This window comes from Variovorax paradoxus (assembly GCF_030811855.1).
GTDB classification, from domain to species: domain Bacteria; phylum Pseudomonadota; class Gammaproteobacteria; order Burkholderiales; family Burkholderiaceae_C; genus Variovorax; species Variovorax paradoxus_L.
The window spans coordinates 13,070-31,101 of sequence record NZ_JAUSRN010000022.1; the positions used below are offsets into that span (position 1 = coordinate 13,070).

Annotated in this window: 12 protein-coding genes; 7 read left to right on the forward strand and 5 right to left on the reverse strand. The window is 67.0% G+C overall.

Translation table 11 applies throughout. The annotated features are described in order from the left end of the window. Window positions 1-141 precede the first annotated feature (141 nt). On the forward strand, window positions 142-1,635 hold the full coding sequence (gene glpK, locus J2X92_RS27765; RefSeq protein WP_307580815.1) for a glycerol kinase GlpK: 1,494 nt from the start codon (window positions 142-144) through the stop codon (window positions 1,633-1,635). Window positions 1,636-1,660: 25 nt separating this feature from the next. Here the strand turns inward: glpK and J2X92_RS27770 are convergent, their stop codons facing one another. The 3 genes from J2X92_RS27770 to J2X92_RS27780 form a co-directional block, all read right to left on the reverse strand. Next, on the reverse strand, window positions 1,661-2,617 hold the full coding sequence (locus tag J2X92_RS27770; protein WP_055805393.1) for an alpha-E domain-containing protein: 957 nt from the start codon (window positions 2,615-2,617) through the stop codon (window positions 1,661-1,663). A 39-nt stretch (window positions 2,618-2,656) separates the two neighbouring features. Then, complete coding sequence (locus J2X92_RS27775) at window positions 2,657-4,156, reverse strand: circularly permuted type 2 ATP-grasp protein (protein ID WP_307580817.1); 1,500 nt, start codon at window positions 4,154-4,156, stop codon at window positions 2,657-2,659. A gap of 90 nt (window positions 4,157-4,246) precedes the next feature. Beyond that, window positions 4,247-6,724: a DNA internalization-related competence protein ComEC/Rec2 gene (locus J2X92_RS27780; protein ID WP_307580819.1), complete on the reverse strand. Its 2,478-nt coding sequence runs from the start codon at window positions 6,722-6,724 to the stop codon at window positions 4,247-4,249. A gap of 142 nt (window positions 6,725-6,866) precedes the next feature. Here J2X92_RS27780 and J2X92_RS27785 point away from each other — a divergent pair, with 142 nt between their 5' ends. From J2X92_RS27785 to J2X92_RS27810, 6 genes are all read left to right on the forward strand, one after another. Continuing rightward, window positions 6,867-10,415, forward strand: coding sequence for a transglutaminase family protein (locus J2X92_RS27785; RefSeq protein WP_307580821.1), 3,549 nt, complete (start codon window positions 6,867-6,869; stop codon window positions 10,413-10,415). Window positions 10,416-10,500: 85 nt separating this feature from the next. After that, on the forward strand, window positions 10,501-13,299 hold the full coding sequence (locus J2X92_RS27790; RefSeq protein ID WP_307580823.1) for a circularly permuted type 2 ATP-grasp protein: 2,799 nt from the start codon (window positions 10,501-10,503) through the stop codon (window positions 13,297-13,299). Between the two features lie 31 nt (window positions 13,300-13,330). Next, window positions 13,331-14,128, forward strand: a complete 798-nt coding sequence (locus J2X92_RS27795; RefSeq protein WP_307580825.1) for a basic amino acid ABC transporter substrate-binding protein — start codon at window positions 13,331-13,333, stop codon at window positions 14,126-14,128. A gap of 15 nt (window positions 14,129-14,143) precedes the next feature. Beyond that, complete coding sequence (locus tag J2X92_RS27800) at window positions 14,144-15,136, forward strand: transglutaminase family protein (protein WP_307580827.1); 993 nt, start codon at window positions 14,144-14,146, stop codon at window positions 15,134-15,136. Continuing rightward, the gene (locus tag J2X92_RS27805) at window positions 15,133-15,591 is read left to right on the forward strand and encodes a RidA family protein (RefSeq protein ID WP_307580828.1); all 459 of its coding nucleotides are present in this window, start codon (window positions 15,133-15,135) and stop codon (window positions 15,589-15,591) included. Before J2X92_RS27800 ends, J2X92_RS27805 begins: the two co-directional genes overlap by 4 nt. 26 nt (window positions 15,592-15,617) lie before the next feature. Then, the gene (locus tag J2X92_RS27810) at window positions 15,618-15,998 is read left to right on the forward strand and encodes a hypothetical protein (protein WP_307580830.1); all 381 of its coding nucleotides are present in this window, start codon (window positions 15,618-15,620) and stop codon (window positions 15,996-15,998) included. Here J2X92_RS27810 and J2X92_RS27815 read toward each other — a convergent pair. Beyond that, window positions 15,898-16,923: a LacI family DNA-binding transcriptional regulator gene (locus J2X92_RS27815; protein WP_307580832.1), complete on the reverse strand. Its 1,026-nt coding sequence runs from the start codon at window positions 16,921-16,923 to the stop codon at window positions 15,898-15,900. The two genes, J2X92_RS27810 and J2X92_RS27815, sit on opposite strands and share 101 nt — an antisense overlap. Before the next feature lie 124 nt (window positions 16,924-17,047). Further along, window positions 17,048-18,031, reverse strand: a complete 984-nt coding sequence (locus J2X92_RS27820; protein ID WP_307580834.1) for a 2-hydroxyacid dehydrogenase — start codon at window positions 18,029-18,031, stop codon at window positions 17,048-17,050. Window position 18,032 lies beyond the last annotated feature (1 nt).

The window sequence follows — 18,032 nt, forward strand, 5'->3', positions numbered from 1 at the left end:
AAAGGAGGAGGCGAAGCCGGGGGACATTCGCGGAGGGGAGTACCCGGTGGCCTGGGCACGCGCCCTGAACAGCGGCACCCAACTCCAGCGGCAAGAAGGTAAGACAAGCCCCATGAAAAGACTCCAAGGAACACCCAAGCCATGACCTACCTGCTCGCCCTCGACCAAGGCACCTCCAGTTCGCGCAGCATCGTGTTCGACCGCGAAGGCCATATCGTCGCCATCGCGCAGAAGGAACTCACGCAGATTTATCCGCAACCCGGTTGGGTCGAGCACGATCCGATGGAAATCTGGCAGAGCCAGCTTGCGACCGCGCGCGAAGTGCTCGTCAAGGCCAAGCTCCAGCCCGCGGACATCCATGCCATCGGCATCACCAACCAGCGCGAGACCACCGTGCTGTGGGACCGCAAGACCGGCCAGCCGGTGCATCACGCCATCGTCTGGCAAGACCGTCGTGCCGAGCCGCTGTGCGCGAAGCTCCGCGACGAAGGAATGACCGGCACCATCCAGGAAAAAACCGGGCTGGTCATCGACGCGTATTTTTCCGGTACCAAGCTGCGCTGGCTGCTCGACAACGTACCCGGCGCACGCGCAGAGGCCGAGCGCGGCGAACTCGCCTTCGGCACCGTCGACAGCTGGCTCATGTGGCAGCTCACCGGCGGCAAGGTGCATGTGACCGACGTGAGCAACGCTTCTCGCACGATGCTCTTCAACGTGCACCGCAACGAGTGGGATGCAGACCTTCTCAAGGCGCTCGACATTCCCGCCGCGCTCATGCCGAAAGTGCAGCCTTCGAGCTCGCACTTTGCCGACACAGATGCCGCGCTGCTCGGCCGCGCACTGCCAATCGGCGGCGTGGCAGGCGACCAGCAGAGCGCCCTCTTCGGCCAGGCCTGCTTTGCGGCCGGCATGGCCAAGAATACCTACGGCACCGGCTGCTTCCTGCTGATGCACACGGGCGCCGCGTTCCAGCCCTCGCACAACGGCCTGCTCGTGACCAGCGCCGCTCAAACCGACGCCACGCCGCAGTACGCGATGGAAGGCAGCGTCTTCGTCGGCGGCGCCGTGGTGCAGTGGCTGCGCGACGGGCTCAAGGCCATCAAGGGCAGCGCCGAAGTGCAGTCGCTTGCCGAGAGCGTGCCCGACGCGGGCGGCGTGATGATGGTGCCGGCCTTCACCGGCCTCGGCGCTCCCTACTGGAACGCCGACGCACGCGGCACCATCACCGGCCTCACGCGCGGAACTACCGTGGCGCACATCGCGCGCGCCGCGCTGGAAAGCATCGCCTACCAGAGCGCCGCACTGCTGCAGGCCATGAGCCGCGATGCAGTCGCCGCCGGCGGCACCCCCGTGGCCGAGCTGCGCGTGGACGGCGGCGCGAGCGTGAACGACCTGCTGATGCAGTTCCAGGCCGATCTGCTGGGTATTCCCGTGGTGCGGCCCGAAGTGATCGAAACCACCGCGCTGGGCGCCTCCTATCTCGCGGGCCTCTCGACCGGCGTCTACAGCGATGCGCGCCAGCTCTCGAAGCTGTGGAAGGTGGAGCGGCGCTTCATGCCGACCATGGGCCGTGCGCAGGCCGAGGAGTCGATGGCGCGCTGGGAGCGGGCGGTGCGGCAGGCCACCGCCACCTGAGGCGCAGCGGCTCGCGGTTCTTTTACTACTGCGCCGGAACCAGGAAGTCCTGGCTGATCCGCCCACCGAGCTCGTTCACGCGATCGAGGAACTGCGTAAGGTACGCATGCAGCCCGGTCGCAAGAATTTCGTCGACCCGCGCGTACTGCAGGTCGGCCAGCAGCTTGCCGGCGCGGCGCTGGGTTTCGGCGCTTTGCTCGTTCTGCACCTTGGCGAGGTTGTTCACCACCTCGACCAGGCTCGCGTGCAGCGAGCGCGGCATGTCGGCGCGAAGAATGAGCAGCTCGGCCACGCGCTCCGGCTTGATCACGTCGCGGTACACCTTGCGGTAGACCTCGAAGGCCGAGACGCTGCGCAAGATGGCGCTCCAGTGATAGAAGTCGTACTCCTGGTCTTCCTCTGTGGCAGTGCCGAAGAACTCGCTGTTGAGGGCGTGAAACTTCACGTCCACCAGCCGCGCGGTGTTGTCGGCGCGCTCAAGAAAGGTGCCCAGCCGCGAGAAGTAAAAGGCCTCGTCCTGCAGCATGGTGCCCAGCGTGACGCCGCGTGACAGGTGCGAGCGAAACTTGACCCATTCGAAGAACTGCGCTGGGTCGCGTTCGAAATCTCCCGCGCGCAGCATGCGATTCACTTCGAGCCAGGTGGTGTTCTGCGTTTCCCAGGCCTCGGTGGTGAGCGCGCCGCGAACGGCGCGCGCGTTTTCGCGCGCGGCCTTGAGGCAGGAGACGATCGAAGACGGATTGCTCTCGTCCTTGACCATGAACTCCATCACCTCGTTGGGCGTGATCTGCTCGTACTTCTTGTTGTACGACGGCAGCAGCTCGCTGATGGAAAGCACGCCCTGCCAGCCGTACTTGGCCACTTCGGCCGATTGGGGCAGGAGCGAGGTCTGGTAGTTGACGTCGAGCATGCGCGCGGTGTTTTCCGCGCGCTCTGTGTAGCGCGACATCCAGTAGAGGTGGTCGGCAGTGCGTGACAGCATCGTTTGTTCTCCTGATTCCTTGCTTGCTTGCCTGCTGCGCTAGGCCGATTGCGTTTGACTTTGCGACTGCGTCGCTTTCGGCTTGGCGCCGCGGTCCGCCTCGAGGATCCAGGTGTCCTTGGTGCCGCCGCCCTGCGACGAATTGACCACCAGCGAGCCCTCCTTGAGGGCCACGCGCGTAAGGCCGCCGGGCACCATCTGCACTTCCTTGCCCGAGAGGACGAAGGGACGCAGGTCGATGTGGCGCGGTGCGATGCCGGCGTCGACGAAAGTCGGCGAGGTGGAAAGGCTCAGCGTGGGCTGCGCGATGTAGCCGTCGGGCTTGGCGATCACGGCCTTCTTGAAGTCCTCGATCTCGGCCACCGTGGCAGCCGGACCGATGAGCATGCCGTAGCCGCCGGCGCCGTGCACCTCCTTGACGACCAGGTCCTTCATGTTGTCGAGCGTGTACTGCAGCTCGTCCTTGTTGCGGCACATGTAGGTGGGCACGTTCTTCAGGATCGGCTGCTCGCCGAGATAGAACTCGACCATCTTGGGCACATAGGGGTAGATCGACTTGTCGTCGGCCACGCCGGTACCGACTGCATTGCAGATGACGACGTTGCCGTCGCGGTAGGCGCGCATCAGGCCGGCGCACCCGAGCGTCGACGTGGGGCGGAACACTTCGGGGTCAAGGAAGTCGTCGTCGACGCGGCGGTAGATCACGTCCACCCGCTTCGGTCCGCGCGTGGTGCGCATGTAGACGAAGTTGTCCTTCACGAACAGGTCTTGCCCCTCGACCAGTTCCACGCCCATCTGCTGGGCGAGGAAGGCATGCTCGAAATAGGCGCTGTTGTACATGCCGGGGGTCAGCACCACCACGGTCGGCTCGGCCGTGGCGGCCGGTGCGCTGGCGCGCAGCGTTTCGAGCAGCAGGTCGGGGTAATGCGCCACCGGCGCGATCCGGTTCTGGTTGAACAGCTCGGGAAAGAGCCGCATCATCATCTTGCGGTTTTCCAGCATGTAGCTCACGCCGCTGGGCACGCGCAGGTTGTCTTCGAGCACGTAATATTCGCCGTTACCCTGTGCGTCGGGCGCCCGGACGATGTCGATGCCCGAGATGTTGGAGTAGACGTCGTGCGGCACGCTGACGCCCATCATTTCAGGGCGGAACTGCGCGTTGTTCAAAATCTGTTCGGCCGGAATGATGCCGGCCTTGATGATTTCCTGGTCGTGGTAGACGTCATGCAGGAAGCGGTTGAGCGCCGTGACGCGCTGCACAAGCCCCTTTTCCATGCTCTCCCACTCGTGAGCGGGAATGATGCGCGGCAGCAGGTCGAACGGTATGAGCCGCTCGGTACCGGAACCGTCCTCGTCCTTTGCGCCGTACACCGCAAAGGTGATACCGACCCGGCGGAAGATCATTTCCGCCTCCTCGCGACGCGCCCGCATCACCTCGCCGGGTTGCTTCGCAAGCCATTGGTCGTAGCGCTTGTAGTGTTGCCTGATCGCAGCCCCCGCATAGGGCAACTGCTCATACATCTCATCGAATTTGTGCATGGAACGACCAATCTCCTTGAGCCATAGCTTAGCAAGTTCGAGGCCAGTGAAAGCCCTATGTTGGCGCGATTTCGGGTTCGGCGAGCGCCCTCAAGGCAGGCGGTGGTGCCAGTAGCGGGCGTTGCGCTCCCGTTCGCAGCCGACTTCGGCAGGCGACTGGCTGCGCCATGAAGCGGCGCCGCAGGGCACGTTTTCGACCAGCCGCACGCCGTGCGCCGCATAGCGCTCTACCACCTCGGGCGCTGGATGGCCGAAGCGGTTGCGATAGCCCGCCTGGACCAGAGCGATGCGTGGGCGCACCGCCCCAAGCAGCACGTCGCTCGACGATGTCTTGCTGCCATGGTGCGGTGCCAGCAGTACATCGGCCTGCAGCGTAGGGGTTCGCGACACCATCGCGGCTTCCTGCAGGCGCTCGATGTCGCCGGCCAGCAGCACCGTGGCACGGCCGTTGGTGGCACGCAGCACACATGAGACGGCATTCGGCTTGGTGAAGGAAAGGTAGTCGGCCGGAACGGGGTGCAGGATCTCGAAATCCACGCCGTCCCAGGTCCAGCGCTGGCCCGATTCGCAACGCTTGGCCGGGCGCACGGACTGCAGCGGGTGTGCGGCCTCGATCGAGCTCAAAAGCGCGGCTTGCGGCTGCATCGCTAGCACCGCGACCGCGCCGCCGGTGTGGTCGATGTCGCGGTGGCTCAGCAAGAGCACGTCGAGCCGCTCGTCGAAGGCCCGCAGCAAGGGAACGAGCACACGATGGCCGGCGTCGCTTTCGAGGCTGTAGCGCGGCCCCGCGTCGTACAGCAGGCTGTGCGTGGCAGTACGCACCAGGACCGCATTGCCTTGACCGATGTCCGCGGCAAGCAGTTCGAATTCCCCCGCGGCTGGCCGTGGCGCCTGCCACAGCAGCACCGGCAGCAGGAACGGCAGGCCCAGCGCGCGCACCGACCACGGCAGTCTCATGGCCAGCAGGACGCCACCCGCCACCCCGCAGGCCGCCATCCACACGGGTGGCGCAGCCATCGACAGCGTGGCATAGGGCAATGCGGCCAACCAGCGCAGCAGCACCGCCAGCGCCTGCACGGCCCAAGCGGCAAGGTCCCAGAGCGGCGCCACCGCCGTGCCCAGCATGGCCAGAGGCGTGATCACCAGCGTGACCCACGGAATCGCGACCGCGTTGGCCAGGAGGCCCGCCACGGAGACCTGCTGGAAGAGCAGCAGGCTCAATGGTGTGAGCGCCAGCGTGATCACCCATTGCTCGCGAAAAAACGCCAACAGCCGAACCCTCAGCCCGGTCTTCTCGTCGGCGGGCCGCATGAAGCCGGTCGTGAACAGCACGCCGACCGCGACAAAGCTGAGCCAGAAGCCGGCCTGCATCAGCGCCCAGGGATCGATGGCCACCACCACGGCCGCAATCAACAGCCAGACATGCGGCCACGGCCAGCGCCGCCCCGTGAGGCGCAGCAGCGCCGCGGTGGCCAACATCCAGACCGTGCGCTGCGAGGGCACGCCCCAGCCACTGAAAAGCGCGTAGATCCCGGCCAGCAGCACGCCGCCGACCAGTGCGGCCTGCGGTGCGGGAAAGCGCAGCATCAGCCGCCCGCTGCGGCGCCACAACGCGCTAACCACGTGCGCCGCGAGCCAGGCAAACATGGTGATGTGCAGGCCGGAGATCGACATCAGGTGGGCCACTCCGGTGGCGCGAAAAATGTCCCAGTCGTTGCGCTCGATGGCGCCCTGGTCGCCGGTGACGAGGGCAGCGATCACGCCCGCCTGCCGAGGATCGGCGACGCGCTCGAACACCGCGTCTCGCACCGCTTCGCGCGCACGTTCGAGCGGGTGCTGCCACGTGGCCTGCAAACGTGCCGGCGCCGCGTCGCGGGCACCCGTTCGCACGTAGCCGCTGGCATGCACGCCCTGCTCCCACAGCCACAGTTCGCTGTCGAAGCCATGCGGATTGAGATTGCCATGCGGCGCCTTGAGCCGGACTGTGAGGCGCCAGCGTTCGCCCGCGTGCAGCGGAGCGGCCGCGTCTCGCCCGGCCTCGGCTCGCCCTTCGGGAGCGCGCCCCCAAAGGCTGGTGTCGTCGCGATACCAGCCGAGGGCAACGCGCGCCGGCACACGCGACGGCGGTGCGCGGGATTCATCGGCCCAGCGTGCCGATTCCACATCGAGCCGAAACCGCGTGCCGCCCTCGTTGCGCTGGGGCATCTGTGCCACCACGCCGACCACCTGCAGGTCGCGGCCTTCGAGGGCCGGGTCCAGCGCGCCATTCGCATAGGCGGCCGCGCGCCAGCCCGCGAGTCCGCTGCCAGCGAAAGTTCCACAGGCCAGGGCCGCGATCATCGGAAGCCAGGCCAGCATGCGCCACGCACGATGCCCTCGAAACCTCGGACGCCATCGCCCCGAAAGCACGGCCAGCCCCGCGAGACCTGCAAGGAACAACGCCGCATAAGCACCCGCGCTCCACAGCCGCGCCTGCTGCAACTGCAATGCAGCGCCGAGCAGCGTTCCGCCCAGCGCGACGAAGGCCCACGACCCGGCCGAGACGACACCAGACGCACGCGCCGCCATCAACGGCAAACTCCGGAACACATGATGCAAACCCTCCCAAGCTCACGCTCAATGGCGCGTTAATTGCTTTGCTTCTCGGCTAGTATGCGTCTCACAAGAGACATCTTTTCGATGCAATCTCGCAGTACTGCACACAAAACGCATGTCCATTCACGCCGCACTCCACCACGTCACCCACTACAAATACGACCGCCTGGTGCAGCTGGGCCCACAGGTCGTGCGCCTGCGGCCCGCGCCGCATTGCCGCAGCAAGGTCATTTCGTATTCGCTGCAGGTCGAGCCGGCCGATCACTTCGTCAACTGGATGCAGGACCCGTTCGCCAACTACCAGGCGCGGCTCGTGTTTCCCGAAAAGACGCGTGAGTTCAAGGTCACGGTCGACCTCGTGGTCGAAATGGCGGTCTACAACCCGTTCGACTTTTTTCTCGAGCCGCAGGCCGAGAACTTTCCGTTCAAGTACACCGCCTCGCAGGCCGAGGAACTCGCGCCCTACCTCGTCACCGAGGAGCCCACGCCGCTGCTGTCGGCCTACCTCGACAAGATCGAGCGCAAGGAACAGCGCACCATCGACTTCCTGGTCGGCATCAACCAGCAAGTCCAGCAAGACGTCAACTACCTGATCCGCATGGAGCCCGGCGTGCAGACGCCGGAAGAAACGCTCACCAACGGCAGCGGCTCGTGCCGCGACTCGGGCTGGCTGCTGGTTCAGCTGCTGCGCCATTGCGGCCTGGCGGCGCGCTTTGTCTCGGGCTACCTGATCCAGCTGACGCCGGACGTGAAGGCGCTCGACGGCCCGAGCGGGACCACGGTCGATTTCACCGATCTGCACGCATGGTGCGAAGTGTTCCTGCCCGGCGCGGGATGGGTCGGGCTCGATGCCACGTCGGGCCTGCTGGCCGGCGAGGGCCACATTCCGCTCGCCTGCACGCCCACGCCTTCGAGCGCCGCGCCCATCGAAGGCGGCGTCGATGAAGCCGAGGTCGATTTCGGCCATGAGATGAAGGTCACGCGGATCTACGAATCGCCGCGCGTGACCAAGCCCTACTCCGAAGAGCAGTGGGCCGAGGTGCTGGCGCTCGGCGACGCGGTCGATGCGCGCCTCACGGCCGGCGACGTGCGGCTCACGATGGGCGGCGAGCCCACCTACGTGGCCACCAGCGACCGCGATGCGCCCGAGTGGAACACCGACGCGCTCGGCCCCACCAAGCGCGGCTATGCCACCGAGCTCGTCCACAAGCTGCGCGCCGAATACGGCCAGGGCGGCTTTCTTCACTTCGGCCAGGGCAAGTGGTATCCGGGCGAGCAGCTGCCGCGCTGGGCGCTTTCGATCTTCTGGCGCGCCGACGGCCAGACGCTCTGGCACGACGCCGAGCTCTTTGCCGACGAGCGCGTACCCACGCACTACACGAGCGAAGACGCACGCCGCTTCACCACCGTGCTGGCGCACAAGCTCGGCATCACCGAACGCTATGTGCAGGCCGGCTACGAAGACGTTTATTACTACCTCTGGCGCGAACGCCGCTTGCCGGTCAACGTAGACCCCTTCGAATCGAAGCTCGACGACGAGCTCGAACGGGTTCGCCTGCGCCGCGTGTTCACGCAAAAGCTCGATGCGGTCATCGGCTACATGCTGCCGCTCGAACCCGCCAATGCCGATGTCGACGCACCGGCGCTCGAAGGCCCGGGCTGGAAAACCGGCCCCTGGTTCCTGCGCGACGACCGGCTCTATCTGATCCCGGGCGACTCACCCATGGGTTATCGCCTGCCGCTCGATTCGCAGCCATGGGCCAGCAAGGGCGACTACCCCTACCTGGTCGAGCGCGACCCGACCGCGCCGCGCGCAGCCCTGCCGAGTTCGTCCGACTACCGCGCACGGTATGCCGTGCCCGCCGGTGGCGGTGGCATGGGCGCCGACCTCGGCACCGTGCCCTATGAATTTGGCGCACCTCCCGTGGTGCCCGCGGCCGTGCGCATGCAGGCGCCGGGCGCTGGCGGCACCGCAGCTGCGGAAACGGCCACAGGCGATGGCAAGGGCAAGACATCAGCGGCCGATGCAGCCGATGGCCTCAAGGCACAGGCCACCCGCCAGCCTCTGCGCGGCGAATCGGCCCATTGGGTCACGCGCACGGCGCTATGCGTCGAGGTGCGCGATCCGCGGCGCGCCAATGGCCCCGCGGCCGAGAAAAAAGGCAGTGCCTCGGGCGTGCTCTACGTCTTCATGCCGCCGCTCGCACGCCTGGAGGACTACCTCGACCTGGTCGCGGCCGTCGAGGCCACGGCACGGCAGCTGGGCATGCGCATCGTGATGGAAGGCTACCCGCCGCCGCGCGACCCGCGCCTGAAAATGCTGGCCGTCACCCCCGATCCGGGCGTGATCGAAGTCAACATCCATCCGGCCCACAGCTGGAAGGAACTGGTCGACCACACCGAGTTTCTCTACAACGCCGCGTTCGAAACCCGCCTCTCGGCCGAGAAGTTCATGACCGACGGACGCCACACCGGCACCGGCGGCGGCAACCACTTCGTGATGGGCGGCGCCACGCCCGCGGACAGCCCGTTCCTGCGCCGGCCCGAGCTGCTTGCGAGCCTCTTGCTCTACTGGCACAACCATCCGTCGCTGAGCTACCTGTTCTCGGGCATGTTCATTGGCCCGACCAGCCAGGCGCCGCGCGTGGACGAGGCGCGCAACGACCAGGTCTACGAGCTCGAAATCGCCTTGAAGGAAATCGCGAAGAACCGCGAGATCTATGGCCAGAACATGCCGGCGTGGCTGGTCGACCGCACGCTGCGCAACATCCTGATCGACGTCTCGGGCAATACGCACCGGAGCGAGTTCTGCATCGACAAGCTCTACTCGCCCGACTCCAGCACCGGCCGCCTGGGCCTTTTGGAACTGCGCGCCTTCGAGATGCCGCCGCATGCGCGCATGAGCATTGCGCAGCAGCTGCTCATTCGCGCGCTGGTGGCGCGCTTCTGGGACGACCCCTACAAGGCGCCCGTCACGCGCTGGGGCACCGAGCTGCACGACCGGTTCCTGCTGCCCACCTTTGTCAAGATGGACTTCGACGACGTGATCAGCGAGATGCGCCAGGCCGGCTTCGCATTCGACATCGACTGGTTCGCGCCGCATTTCGAGTTCCGCTTTCCGCTGGTGGGCCAGGTGCAGGCCATGGGCGTGGAACTCTCCCTGCGCAACGCGCTCGAGCCGTGGCACGTGATGGGCGAGGAGGGCTCGGCCGGCGGTACGGTGCGCTATGTCGATTCATCGCTCGAACGCATCGAAGTGCGCGTCACCGGTCTGAACGAAAGCCGCCACGTGATCACCGTCAACGGCAAGGTACTGCCGCTGCAGCCTACCGGGACCGTGGGCGAGTTTGTCGCTGGCGTGCGCTACAAGGCCTGGAATCCGCCTTCGGCGCTGCATCCGAGCATCGGCGCCCATGCGCCGCTGACCTTCGACATCGTCGACACCTGGATGAAGCGCTCGCTGGGCGGCTGCCAGTATTTCGTGGCGCATCCGGGCGGACGCAACTACGACACCTTCCCGGTCAATGCCTACGAAGCGGAAAGCCGGCGCATGTCGCGCTTCACCGAGATGGGCCACACGCCCGGCCTGATGCGTACGCCGCCGGCCACCATCGAGCTCGCGGGCAGCCGCGAATTCCCCTTCACGCTGGACTTGCGGCGCTGAGCACCGGCATAAAAAGGGCGCAAAGGGACATTTGCCACATAGCCCGTCACCCGATCGGTGACGGCAATGTGACAATCCACACACTGTGGAACCCTTGAACGAATCCCTGTTCGACGCCCAGGCGCTGGAATATCCAGCCGCCCTGGCGTCGGCGCTCGCCCCGGCCGCCCTGCCCGGCCACTTCGATGAGCTGCGCGGGCAGGCCACGCCTGCGGCGCCAGCTCGGCCGTCGATGGGCATGCCGCCCATGGCGCCAATGGCACCCCTGCTGTACGACGCAGCGGCGGAGCGTCCGGCAGCGGTGCCGGGTACACAGGCCCCGTCGCAGTCCCAATCGCAGTCGCAGTCGCAGTCGCAGTCGCAGTCGCAGAGCCAGACGCAAACACCGGCTCCGGCTGCTCAGCAACCGCAGTCCTCCAGCGAAACACCCTCTCTCACGCCCGCTTGGAACGCCTTTTTCGACCAGCTCGGCCAAGGCGGATTCGGCGACCTGCCAAGGCGAGCGGTCAGCCTGGAACGGCAGATCCGGGACAACGGCGTCACCTACAACGTCTATGCCGACGCCAACGGGCCGCAGCGCCCCTGGTCGCTCGACCTGTTCCCGCTGATTGTTTCGCCCGAGAGCTGGAGCCAAATTGAAGCCGGCGTGCTGCAGCGCGTGCGCGTGCTCGACCGCGTCATGGCCGACGTCTACGGACCGCAGCAGCTGCTGGCCGAAGGGCTCTTGCCCGCGGCGCTGGTGCGCGGCCATCCCGGCTACCTGCGCGCCCTGCACGGAGTGAAGCCGCCCGGCGACACATGGCTGCACATCGCGGCCTTCGACCTCGCCCGCGGGCCCGACGGCAACTGGTGGGTGGTCTCACAGCGCACGCAGGCGCCGTCGGGGCTGGGCTACCTGCTGGAAAACCGGCTCGCCATCGCGCGCCAGTTTCCGCAGGCTTTCGAGGCGCTGCACGTGCAGCGCCTGGCCGCCACCTACAGCGCCATGATGGACGGCCTGCAGCACATGTGCCCTGCCGGCGTGCCGCCGCACATCGCGCTGCTGACGCCCGGCCCGTACAACGAGACTTACTTCGAGCACGCCTACCTTGCGCGCTACCTGGGCGTGACGCTGGTCGAAGGCAGCGACCTCACCGTGCGCGACCAGCGGCTCTATCTCAAGACCCTGCAGGGACTACGGCCGGTGCACGGGCTCATCAAGCGGCTGGACGACCAGTTCCTCGATCCGCTCGAACTGCGTCCAGATTCCACACTGGGCGTTCCAGGCCTGCTACAGGCCATCCGCGCCGGCAATGTGCTGGTGGCCAACATGCCGGGCTCGGCATTTCTCGAATCGCCCGCGCTGCTGGGCTTTCTGCCCGGCCTCGCGCGCCGCCTCATCGGCGAAAAGCTCAAGCTGCCGGCGCTGCCGACCTGGTGGTGCGGCGAACGAGCCGCGCTCGAGGCGGTGCTGCCGCAGCTGGGCGATTGCGCCATCAAGCCCACCTATCCAGGCTCCGACGGCCAGACCAGCTTCGACGCGGTGCTGGGCAGCCAGCTGAGCCGGCGCCAGCTCGACGAATGGGCCGGCCGCATCGTGCGCGAGGGAGAAGCCCACACGATCCAGAGCTACCTCCCGCTGTCGCAAATGCCCACCTGGGCCAACGACATGGGCCCGGGCCACATCGCGCCGCGCGCGGTGCTGCTGCGTGTCTTCGCGGTGAGCGACGGCGCGCAGTCGTGGCGCGTGCTGCCCGGCGGGCTGGCACGGCTCGCGGGTCGCGATGCGCAGATCGCCTCCATGCAGCGCGGCGGTAGCAGCGCCGACGTGTGGGTGCAGACGCATGGCGAGGTCGACCGCACCACTCTGCTGCAGCCGCACGCCACGCCGGCCTCGCTGGCGCGGCACCGTGCGCCCGTGACCAGCCGCGCGGCCGAGAACATGTTCTGGCTCGGCCGCTATACCGAGCGCGCCGAAAACGCGGTGCGCCTCGCGCGACTCACGATCAATCTTCTGGGCAGCGAAGACCAGTCTTCGCGCCCGCTGCTCGACTGGCTGCATCGCATGGCGCTGCGCAACGCGCTGGTGCCGGCCGGCGTGCCCAGCGCGCCGCAGTCGCGCCGCGTGTTCGAACGCGTGCTGATCGCCGAGCTCGGCGATGTAGAGCGCGGCGGCAGCGTGGGCTTCAGCCTGCGCTGCATCCGGCAGGCCGCAGCCGCCGTGCGCGAGCGGCTTTCGCAGGACAACTGGAACCAGATCGTGCGCGCCGAAGCCGAGTTTCTGCGGCGCGCGGCCGAGCAGGCCGGCGAAGGCAGTTTTGCCACCGGCGCGGCGCTGCGCGCGCTCGAGTCGGCCAGCACCGCACTCGCCGCCATGACCGGCGCGCAGACTGATCGCATGACGCGCGACGACGCCTGGCGCCTGCTGTCCATCGGCCGCCACATCGAGCGCCTTGGCTTTCTTGCCAGCGCGCTCGAGGCCGGTTTCGAGGACGGCGCGGTACATGAAGTGAGCGGCTTCGAAGCCATGGTGGCGCTGTTCGACAGCACCATCACTTTCCACGCCCGCTACCAGCAGCGCCGTGACGTGGCCACGCTGGTCGACCTGCTGGTGCTCGACGCCGAGAACCCGCGTTCGCTCGCATGGGTCACGCAAACGCTGCGCGGGCGCATTGCGCGGCTGGCTGGCAGTGCGCCCGGCAAGCTCACCGCACTGTCGTACGAACTGCCCGACCCGGCCACCTGGACGCTTGAGCATCTGTGCGCCGCCGGAGCTGATGCAAACTACCCTGCACTGGCTGAACTCCTGGCCAGTTGCGAGACGGCGGCCTACCATGTGTCCGACGCCATCGGCACACGCTACTTCACGCTCACGTCCGAATCGCTGCGCTCCGTCGGAGCCTGATGACGCCATCCCTCTCTGCAGGAGGCAGCCCATGCTCGTCAACCGCCGCTTCACGCTGATTGCCGCCAGCCTACTCGCCAGCCTTGCATTGGTTGGCTGCGGCAAGCAGGAGCCTGTGGCCACGCCGACCGCCGCATCCGCTGCCCGCGTCTACGTAGTCGGCACCGATGCCGCCTACACGCCCTTCGAATCGCAAAACGACAAGGGCGAGATCGTCGGCTTCGACATCGACGTGGTGAAGGCCATCGCAAGCAAGGCCGGCATCGAGGTGAAGTTCGTCAACACGCCGTGGGAAGGGATCTTCAACGCGCTCGGCCAGGGGGACCGTGACCTGCTCGTCTCGGCCATCACCATCACCGACGAGCGCCGCCAGACCATGGATTTTTCCAAGCCCTACTTCGAAGCGAGGCAGCTGATCGCCGTGCGCAACGATGTTCCGGTGACGCGGTTCGAAGACGTCAAGGCCATGAAGGTCGGGGTGCAGAACGGCACCACGGGCGATGAGGTGGTGGGCAAGCTGCAGGGCAAGTCGAGCGGCAACATCAAGCGCTTCGAATCCACGCCGCTGGCACTCAAGGAACTCGAAGCCGGTGGCGTCCAGGCCGTGGTCGCCGACAACGGCGTGGTGGTGCACTATCTCGCCAATAACACCGCGGGCGGCTTCAAGACCGTGAGCGATGCGTCCTTCCCCGTCGAGCACTATGGCATCGCGGTGAAGAAGGGCAATTCCGACCTGCTGGCCAAAATCGACAAGGGTCTTGCCGAGATCAAGGCCGACGGCAGTTACGACAAGATCTACGCAGCGCATTTCGGCAGCGCGCCAAAGTAGCCAAAGAGAAACCCCATGCTTCTTCACGTCACGCACGAAACCCGCTATGAGTATTCGCCTCCAGTCGAAACGGCGCAGCATCTGGCACACCTGAAGCCGCTGGCCACCGACTCGCAGCGGCTCGTGAGCCACAAGCTCGCCATCGAGCCGCAGCCCGCGCAGCGCAGCGAGCAGCCCGATGTCTATGGCAACACGCGCGCGTTCTTCGCACTCGAATCCACGCACGACAGCCTCGTCGTCACGGCCGAAAGCGTGGTTGAAACGTCGACGCCCCTGCTGGCCGCGGGCATTGCGCTCGACATGCCCTGGGAGGCCGTGCGCGAGCGCTTCCGCTATCGCAAGGACGCCACCTTCGATCCGGCCTCGGAGTTCGTTTTTCCATCGCCCTACGTGCCGCGCCACGGCGACTTCGCGGCCTATGCGCGCGCGAGTTTCGCGCCCGAGCGGCCAACTTTCGACGTGGCAATGGACCTCACCGAGCGCATGTACCGCGACTTTGCCTACGACGCCGACAGCACCGAGATCAACACGCCCGCCGTGGAGGCCCTGGCGCAGCGCAAGGGCGTGTGCCAGGACTTCGCGCACATCATGATCGCCTGCTTCCGGGCGATGGGCCTGCCGGCGCGCTACGTGAGCGGCTATCTGCTCACGCAACCGCCGCCTGGCCAGCCGCGGCTGGTGGGCGCCGATGCCTCTCACGCGTGGGTTTCTGTGTACCTGCCCAGCGAAGACGAGGGACGGGACAGCGCCGGCGGATGGGCCGAGTTCGACCCCACCAATGGCCGCCAGCCCGGCGAAGACTACGTGGCACTGGCCATTGGCCGCGACTATTCCGATGTCTCGCCCATGCGGGGCGTGCTGCACGGCGGCGCGCGGCACACGCTCAAGGTGGGCGTGACGGTGCGGCCCATCGAAGAGCTGCGGACCCAGGCCGCGGAGGCGGCGCAGTCACAATCACAGACACAATCGCAGATCCATTCGCAAACCCCAGACAAGGACTTCCAATGAGCGTTTACGACAAGCTTTCCAGCCTCGGCATCACCCTGCCGCCCGTCGCCGCCCCCGCCGCGGCCTACGTGCCCTTCGTGCGCACCGGCAATCTCGTTTTTCTGTCGGGCCACATTGCCAAGAAGGACGGCAAGGTCTGGGCCGGCCAGCTCGGCGCCGGCATCAGCACCGAAGAAGGCAAGCAGGCTGCGCGCGCCATTGCCATCGATCTCTTGGGCACGCTGCATGCGGCCGTGGGCGACCTGAACAAGGTCACGCGCATCGTCAAGGTCATGAGCCTGGTCAATTCTGTTGGCACGTTCACCGAGCAACACCTGGTGACCAACGGCGCGAGCGAGTTCTTCGCCGAAGTGTTCGGCCCCGAGAAGGGCGCGCATGCGCGCAGCGCGTTCGGCGTGGCGCAAGTGCCCATGGGCGCCTGCGTCGAGATCGAACTGATCGCCGAAGTCGGCTGACCCGCTCCCGCACCGGCGACAACACCATGAGCGTGCAGGCCCTGCGCTCGTCCTTCGGCAACAACTGCCACTGGTGCGGGCTGCCGATGGACTTTGCCGAGCCTCGCAGCACGCCGGAGTCGGCCACCATCGAGCACCTGAACGACTCGACGCTGGGCGGTGTGCGCAAGCAGAAGCACAGGCGCCTCGCCCACGCGATCTGCAACCAGACCCGAAACGAGTTCAAGCTGCAGGCCGAACGCGGTTTCCAGCGCTGGATTGCCGAGCGCGTCGAGGCCGGCGTCGTCCGCGCTTCGAGTCAACCGGTCATGCTGGTCGGGACGAGCCCCGCACCACCAGCTGTCCCGGCAGCAGTAGTTGCCGCGGCGCTGCATCCAGCCCCCGCAGCCGTTCGATCAAGCATGTAGCGGCCGAACGGCCGATCGCGTCGGTCGGCTGTGCCACAGTGCTCAGGCCGGGGCCGATCAGCGAGGCCCATTCGGGATCGTCGAAACCGACGAAGCCCAAGTCTTGTCCGAACTGCCAGCCCAGCCGCGCCATCGATTGCGCGATGCGCAGCGTGACCACCGCATTGCCTGCGACCACTGCCGCGCGGCGCCCTCGCTTGGCGCGCTGCCGCAACGCGCGCAAGGCTTGGTCCAGCGCATCGCTGTCGCCCTCCACGCTCTCGAACACCTCGCCCGCCACCCGCGGCTCGTGCGCAGCCACGCATTCACCGAAGGCGGCCGTTCGTTCATGCCGCGAACTCACGCCCTTCTGCGGCTCGGTCACGTAGAGCAGCTCACGAAAGCCGCCCTCGACAAGGTGGCCGCAGGTGTCGCGCATGGCCGAATGGTTGTCGAGCGCGACGAAGTCGGTGTGCATGCCGGCGTGGCGGCGGTCGACCAGCACCGCGGGCTTGCCATGCAGCGTGACGGCGTCCACCACGTTGCTGCCGCGGCCCAGTGTGTTGAGGATGAAGCCGTCGACCTGGTAGCCCGCAAGCGCGTCGATGGCCTCGCGCTCGCGTTCGCTCTCGTTGCCGAGGTTGAACAGCATGACGAGGTAGCCGGCATCCTGGCAGGCTTTCTCGGCCCCGCGCAGCACCGCCACCGAATAGGGGTTGGTGATGTCCGCCACGATCAGGCCGATGAGCCGCGAGCGCCCATGGCTCAGCGCCTGCGCCATCGGGCTCGGCGTGTACGCCAGCTTGGCAATGGCCGCCTCCACGCGCGCCGCGATGTCGCGGCTCAGGAGTCGGTCGCGGTGGTTGAGAAAGCGCGAGACGGTGGCCTTGGAAACGCCTGCCGCCTGGGCGACGTCGGCGATGGTGGCGCGGCCCGCGGGGTTCATGGATTTGCTCCTTCCCCCTCCGGGGGAGGGCTGGGATGGGGGCAGGCAGAGCGCGCAGAAGATACGCCGCTTGCCCCCACCCCTGCCCTCCCCCGGGAGGGGAGGGAGATAATCCTCTGCGGGCTCATGCAGCCGCCGTGTCGTACGGCGCCGTCGGCTTCTCGCCGGCCAATACCTGCAGCAGGTTGGTGGTTGCCAGTTCCGCCATGGCATGCCGCGTCTCATGCGTGGCCGAGCCGATGTGCGGCAGAGGCGTCACGCGCGGATGTGTGCGCAGCGGCGAATCCGCCGGCAGCGGCTCCTTCGCGAACACGTCCAGGCCCGCCGCGCGCAGCGTGCCGTGGTTGAGCGCGTGCAGCAAGGCCGCTTCGTTCACCGTGGCACCGCGGCCTCCGTTGATGAAGGCCGCCCCGGGCTTCATGCACGCGAAGAAGGCGACGTCGATCATGCCGCGCGTCGCGTCGGTCAGCGGCAGCATCGCCAGCACGATGTCCGAACGCGCGAGCAGTTCGTCCAGGGGCGTGTGCATGGCACGGCCCTGCAGCTCGGGTGCCTGCGTGGCCAAGTCGACCGGCCGGCGCGAGTGATAGAGCACGGGCATGCCGAACCCGAGCGCCGCTCGGCGCGCCACCGCCTGGCCGATGCGGCCGAAACCGAGAATGCCCAGCGTCTTGCCGTGCACGTCAGTGCCGAAGAGTTCGTCGCCGATGTTCTTCGTCCACCGGCCTTCGCGCACGAGGTTCGAAAGCTCGACCACGCGCCGCTGCGTGGCCATCAAAATCGCGAACACCGTGTCGGCCACGGTTTCGGTCAGCACGTCGGGCGTGTGGCACAGCACGATGCCGCGCTTGTGCAGTTCCGCCAACGCGTAGTTGTCGACGCCGACCGATATGCTCGAAATCACTTCGAGCACAGGCGCCGCGTCGAGCAGCGCCGCATCGACCGTGTGGCTCGCACCGATGAGGCCGTTCGCCGTGCGCAGCGCGGCGGCGAAAGCCTCCGGCTCCTTGCGCGGATCGGCCACCGTCACGTGGTGCACCGCCTGAAGGCGCGCAAGCTGGTCTTCAGGCAAGGGCCGAAAAACAAGCACGTTCTTTTTCGTCGTCATG

What these genes read in the sequence shown, in the direction of transcription:
- J2X92_RS27775 (WP_307580817.1), bottom strand. Translation starts at nt 4,156, where the DNA reads ATGCACAAATTCGATGAGATGTATGAGCAGTTGCCCTATGCGGGGGCT.
- J2X92_RS27805 (WP_307580828.1), top strand. Translation starts at nt 15,133, where the DNA reads ATGAGCGTTTACGACAAGCTTTCCAGCCTCGGCATCACCCTGCCGCCC.
- J2X92_RS27820 (WP_307580834.1), bottom strand. Translation starts at nt 18,031, where the DNA reads ATGACGACGAAAAAGAACGTGCTTGTTTTTCGGCCCTTGCCTGAAGAC.
- J2X92_RS27800 (WP_307580827.1), top strand. Translation starts at nt 14,144, where the DNA reads ATGCTTCTTCACGTCACGCACGAAACCCGCTATGAGTATTCGCCTCCA.
- J2X92_RS27795 (WP_307580825.1), top strand. Translation starts at nt 13,331, where the DNA reads ATGCTCGTCAACCGCCGCTTCACGCTGATTGCCGCCAGCCTACTCGCC.
- J2X92_RS27780 (WP_307580819.1), bottom strand. Translation starts at nt 6,724, where the DNA reads ATGGCGGCGCGTGCGTCTGGTGTCGTCTCGGCCGGGTCGTGGGCCTTC.
- J2X92_RS27810 (WP_307580830.1), top strand. Translation starts at nt 15,618, where the DNA reads ATGAGCGTGCAGGCCCTGCGCTCGTCCTTCGGCAACAACTGCCACTGG.
- J2X92_RS27815 (WP_307580832.1), bottom strand. Translation starts at nt 16,923, where the DNA reads ATGAACCCCGCGGGCCGCGCCACCATCGCCGACGTCGCCCAGGCGGCA.
- glpK (WP_307580815.1), top strand. Translation starts at nt 142, where the DNA reads ATGACCTACCTGCTCGCCCTCGACCAAGGCACCTCCAGTTCGCGCAGC.
- J2X92_RS27785 (WP_307580821.1), top strand. Translation starts at nt 6,867, where the DNA reads ATGTCCATTCACGCCGCACTCCACCACGTCACCCACTACAAATACGAC.
- J2X92_RS27770 (WP_055805393.1), bottom strand. Translation starts at nt 2,617, where the DNA reads ATGCTGTCACGCACTGCCGACCACCTCTACTGGATGTCGCGCTACACA.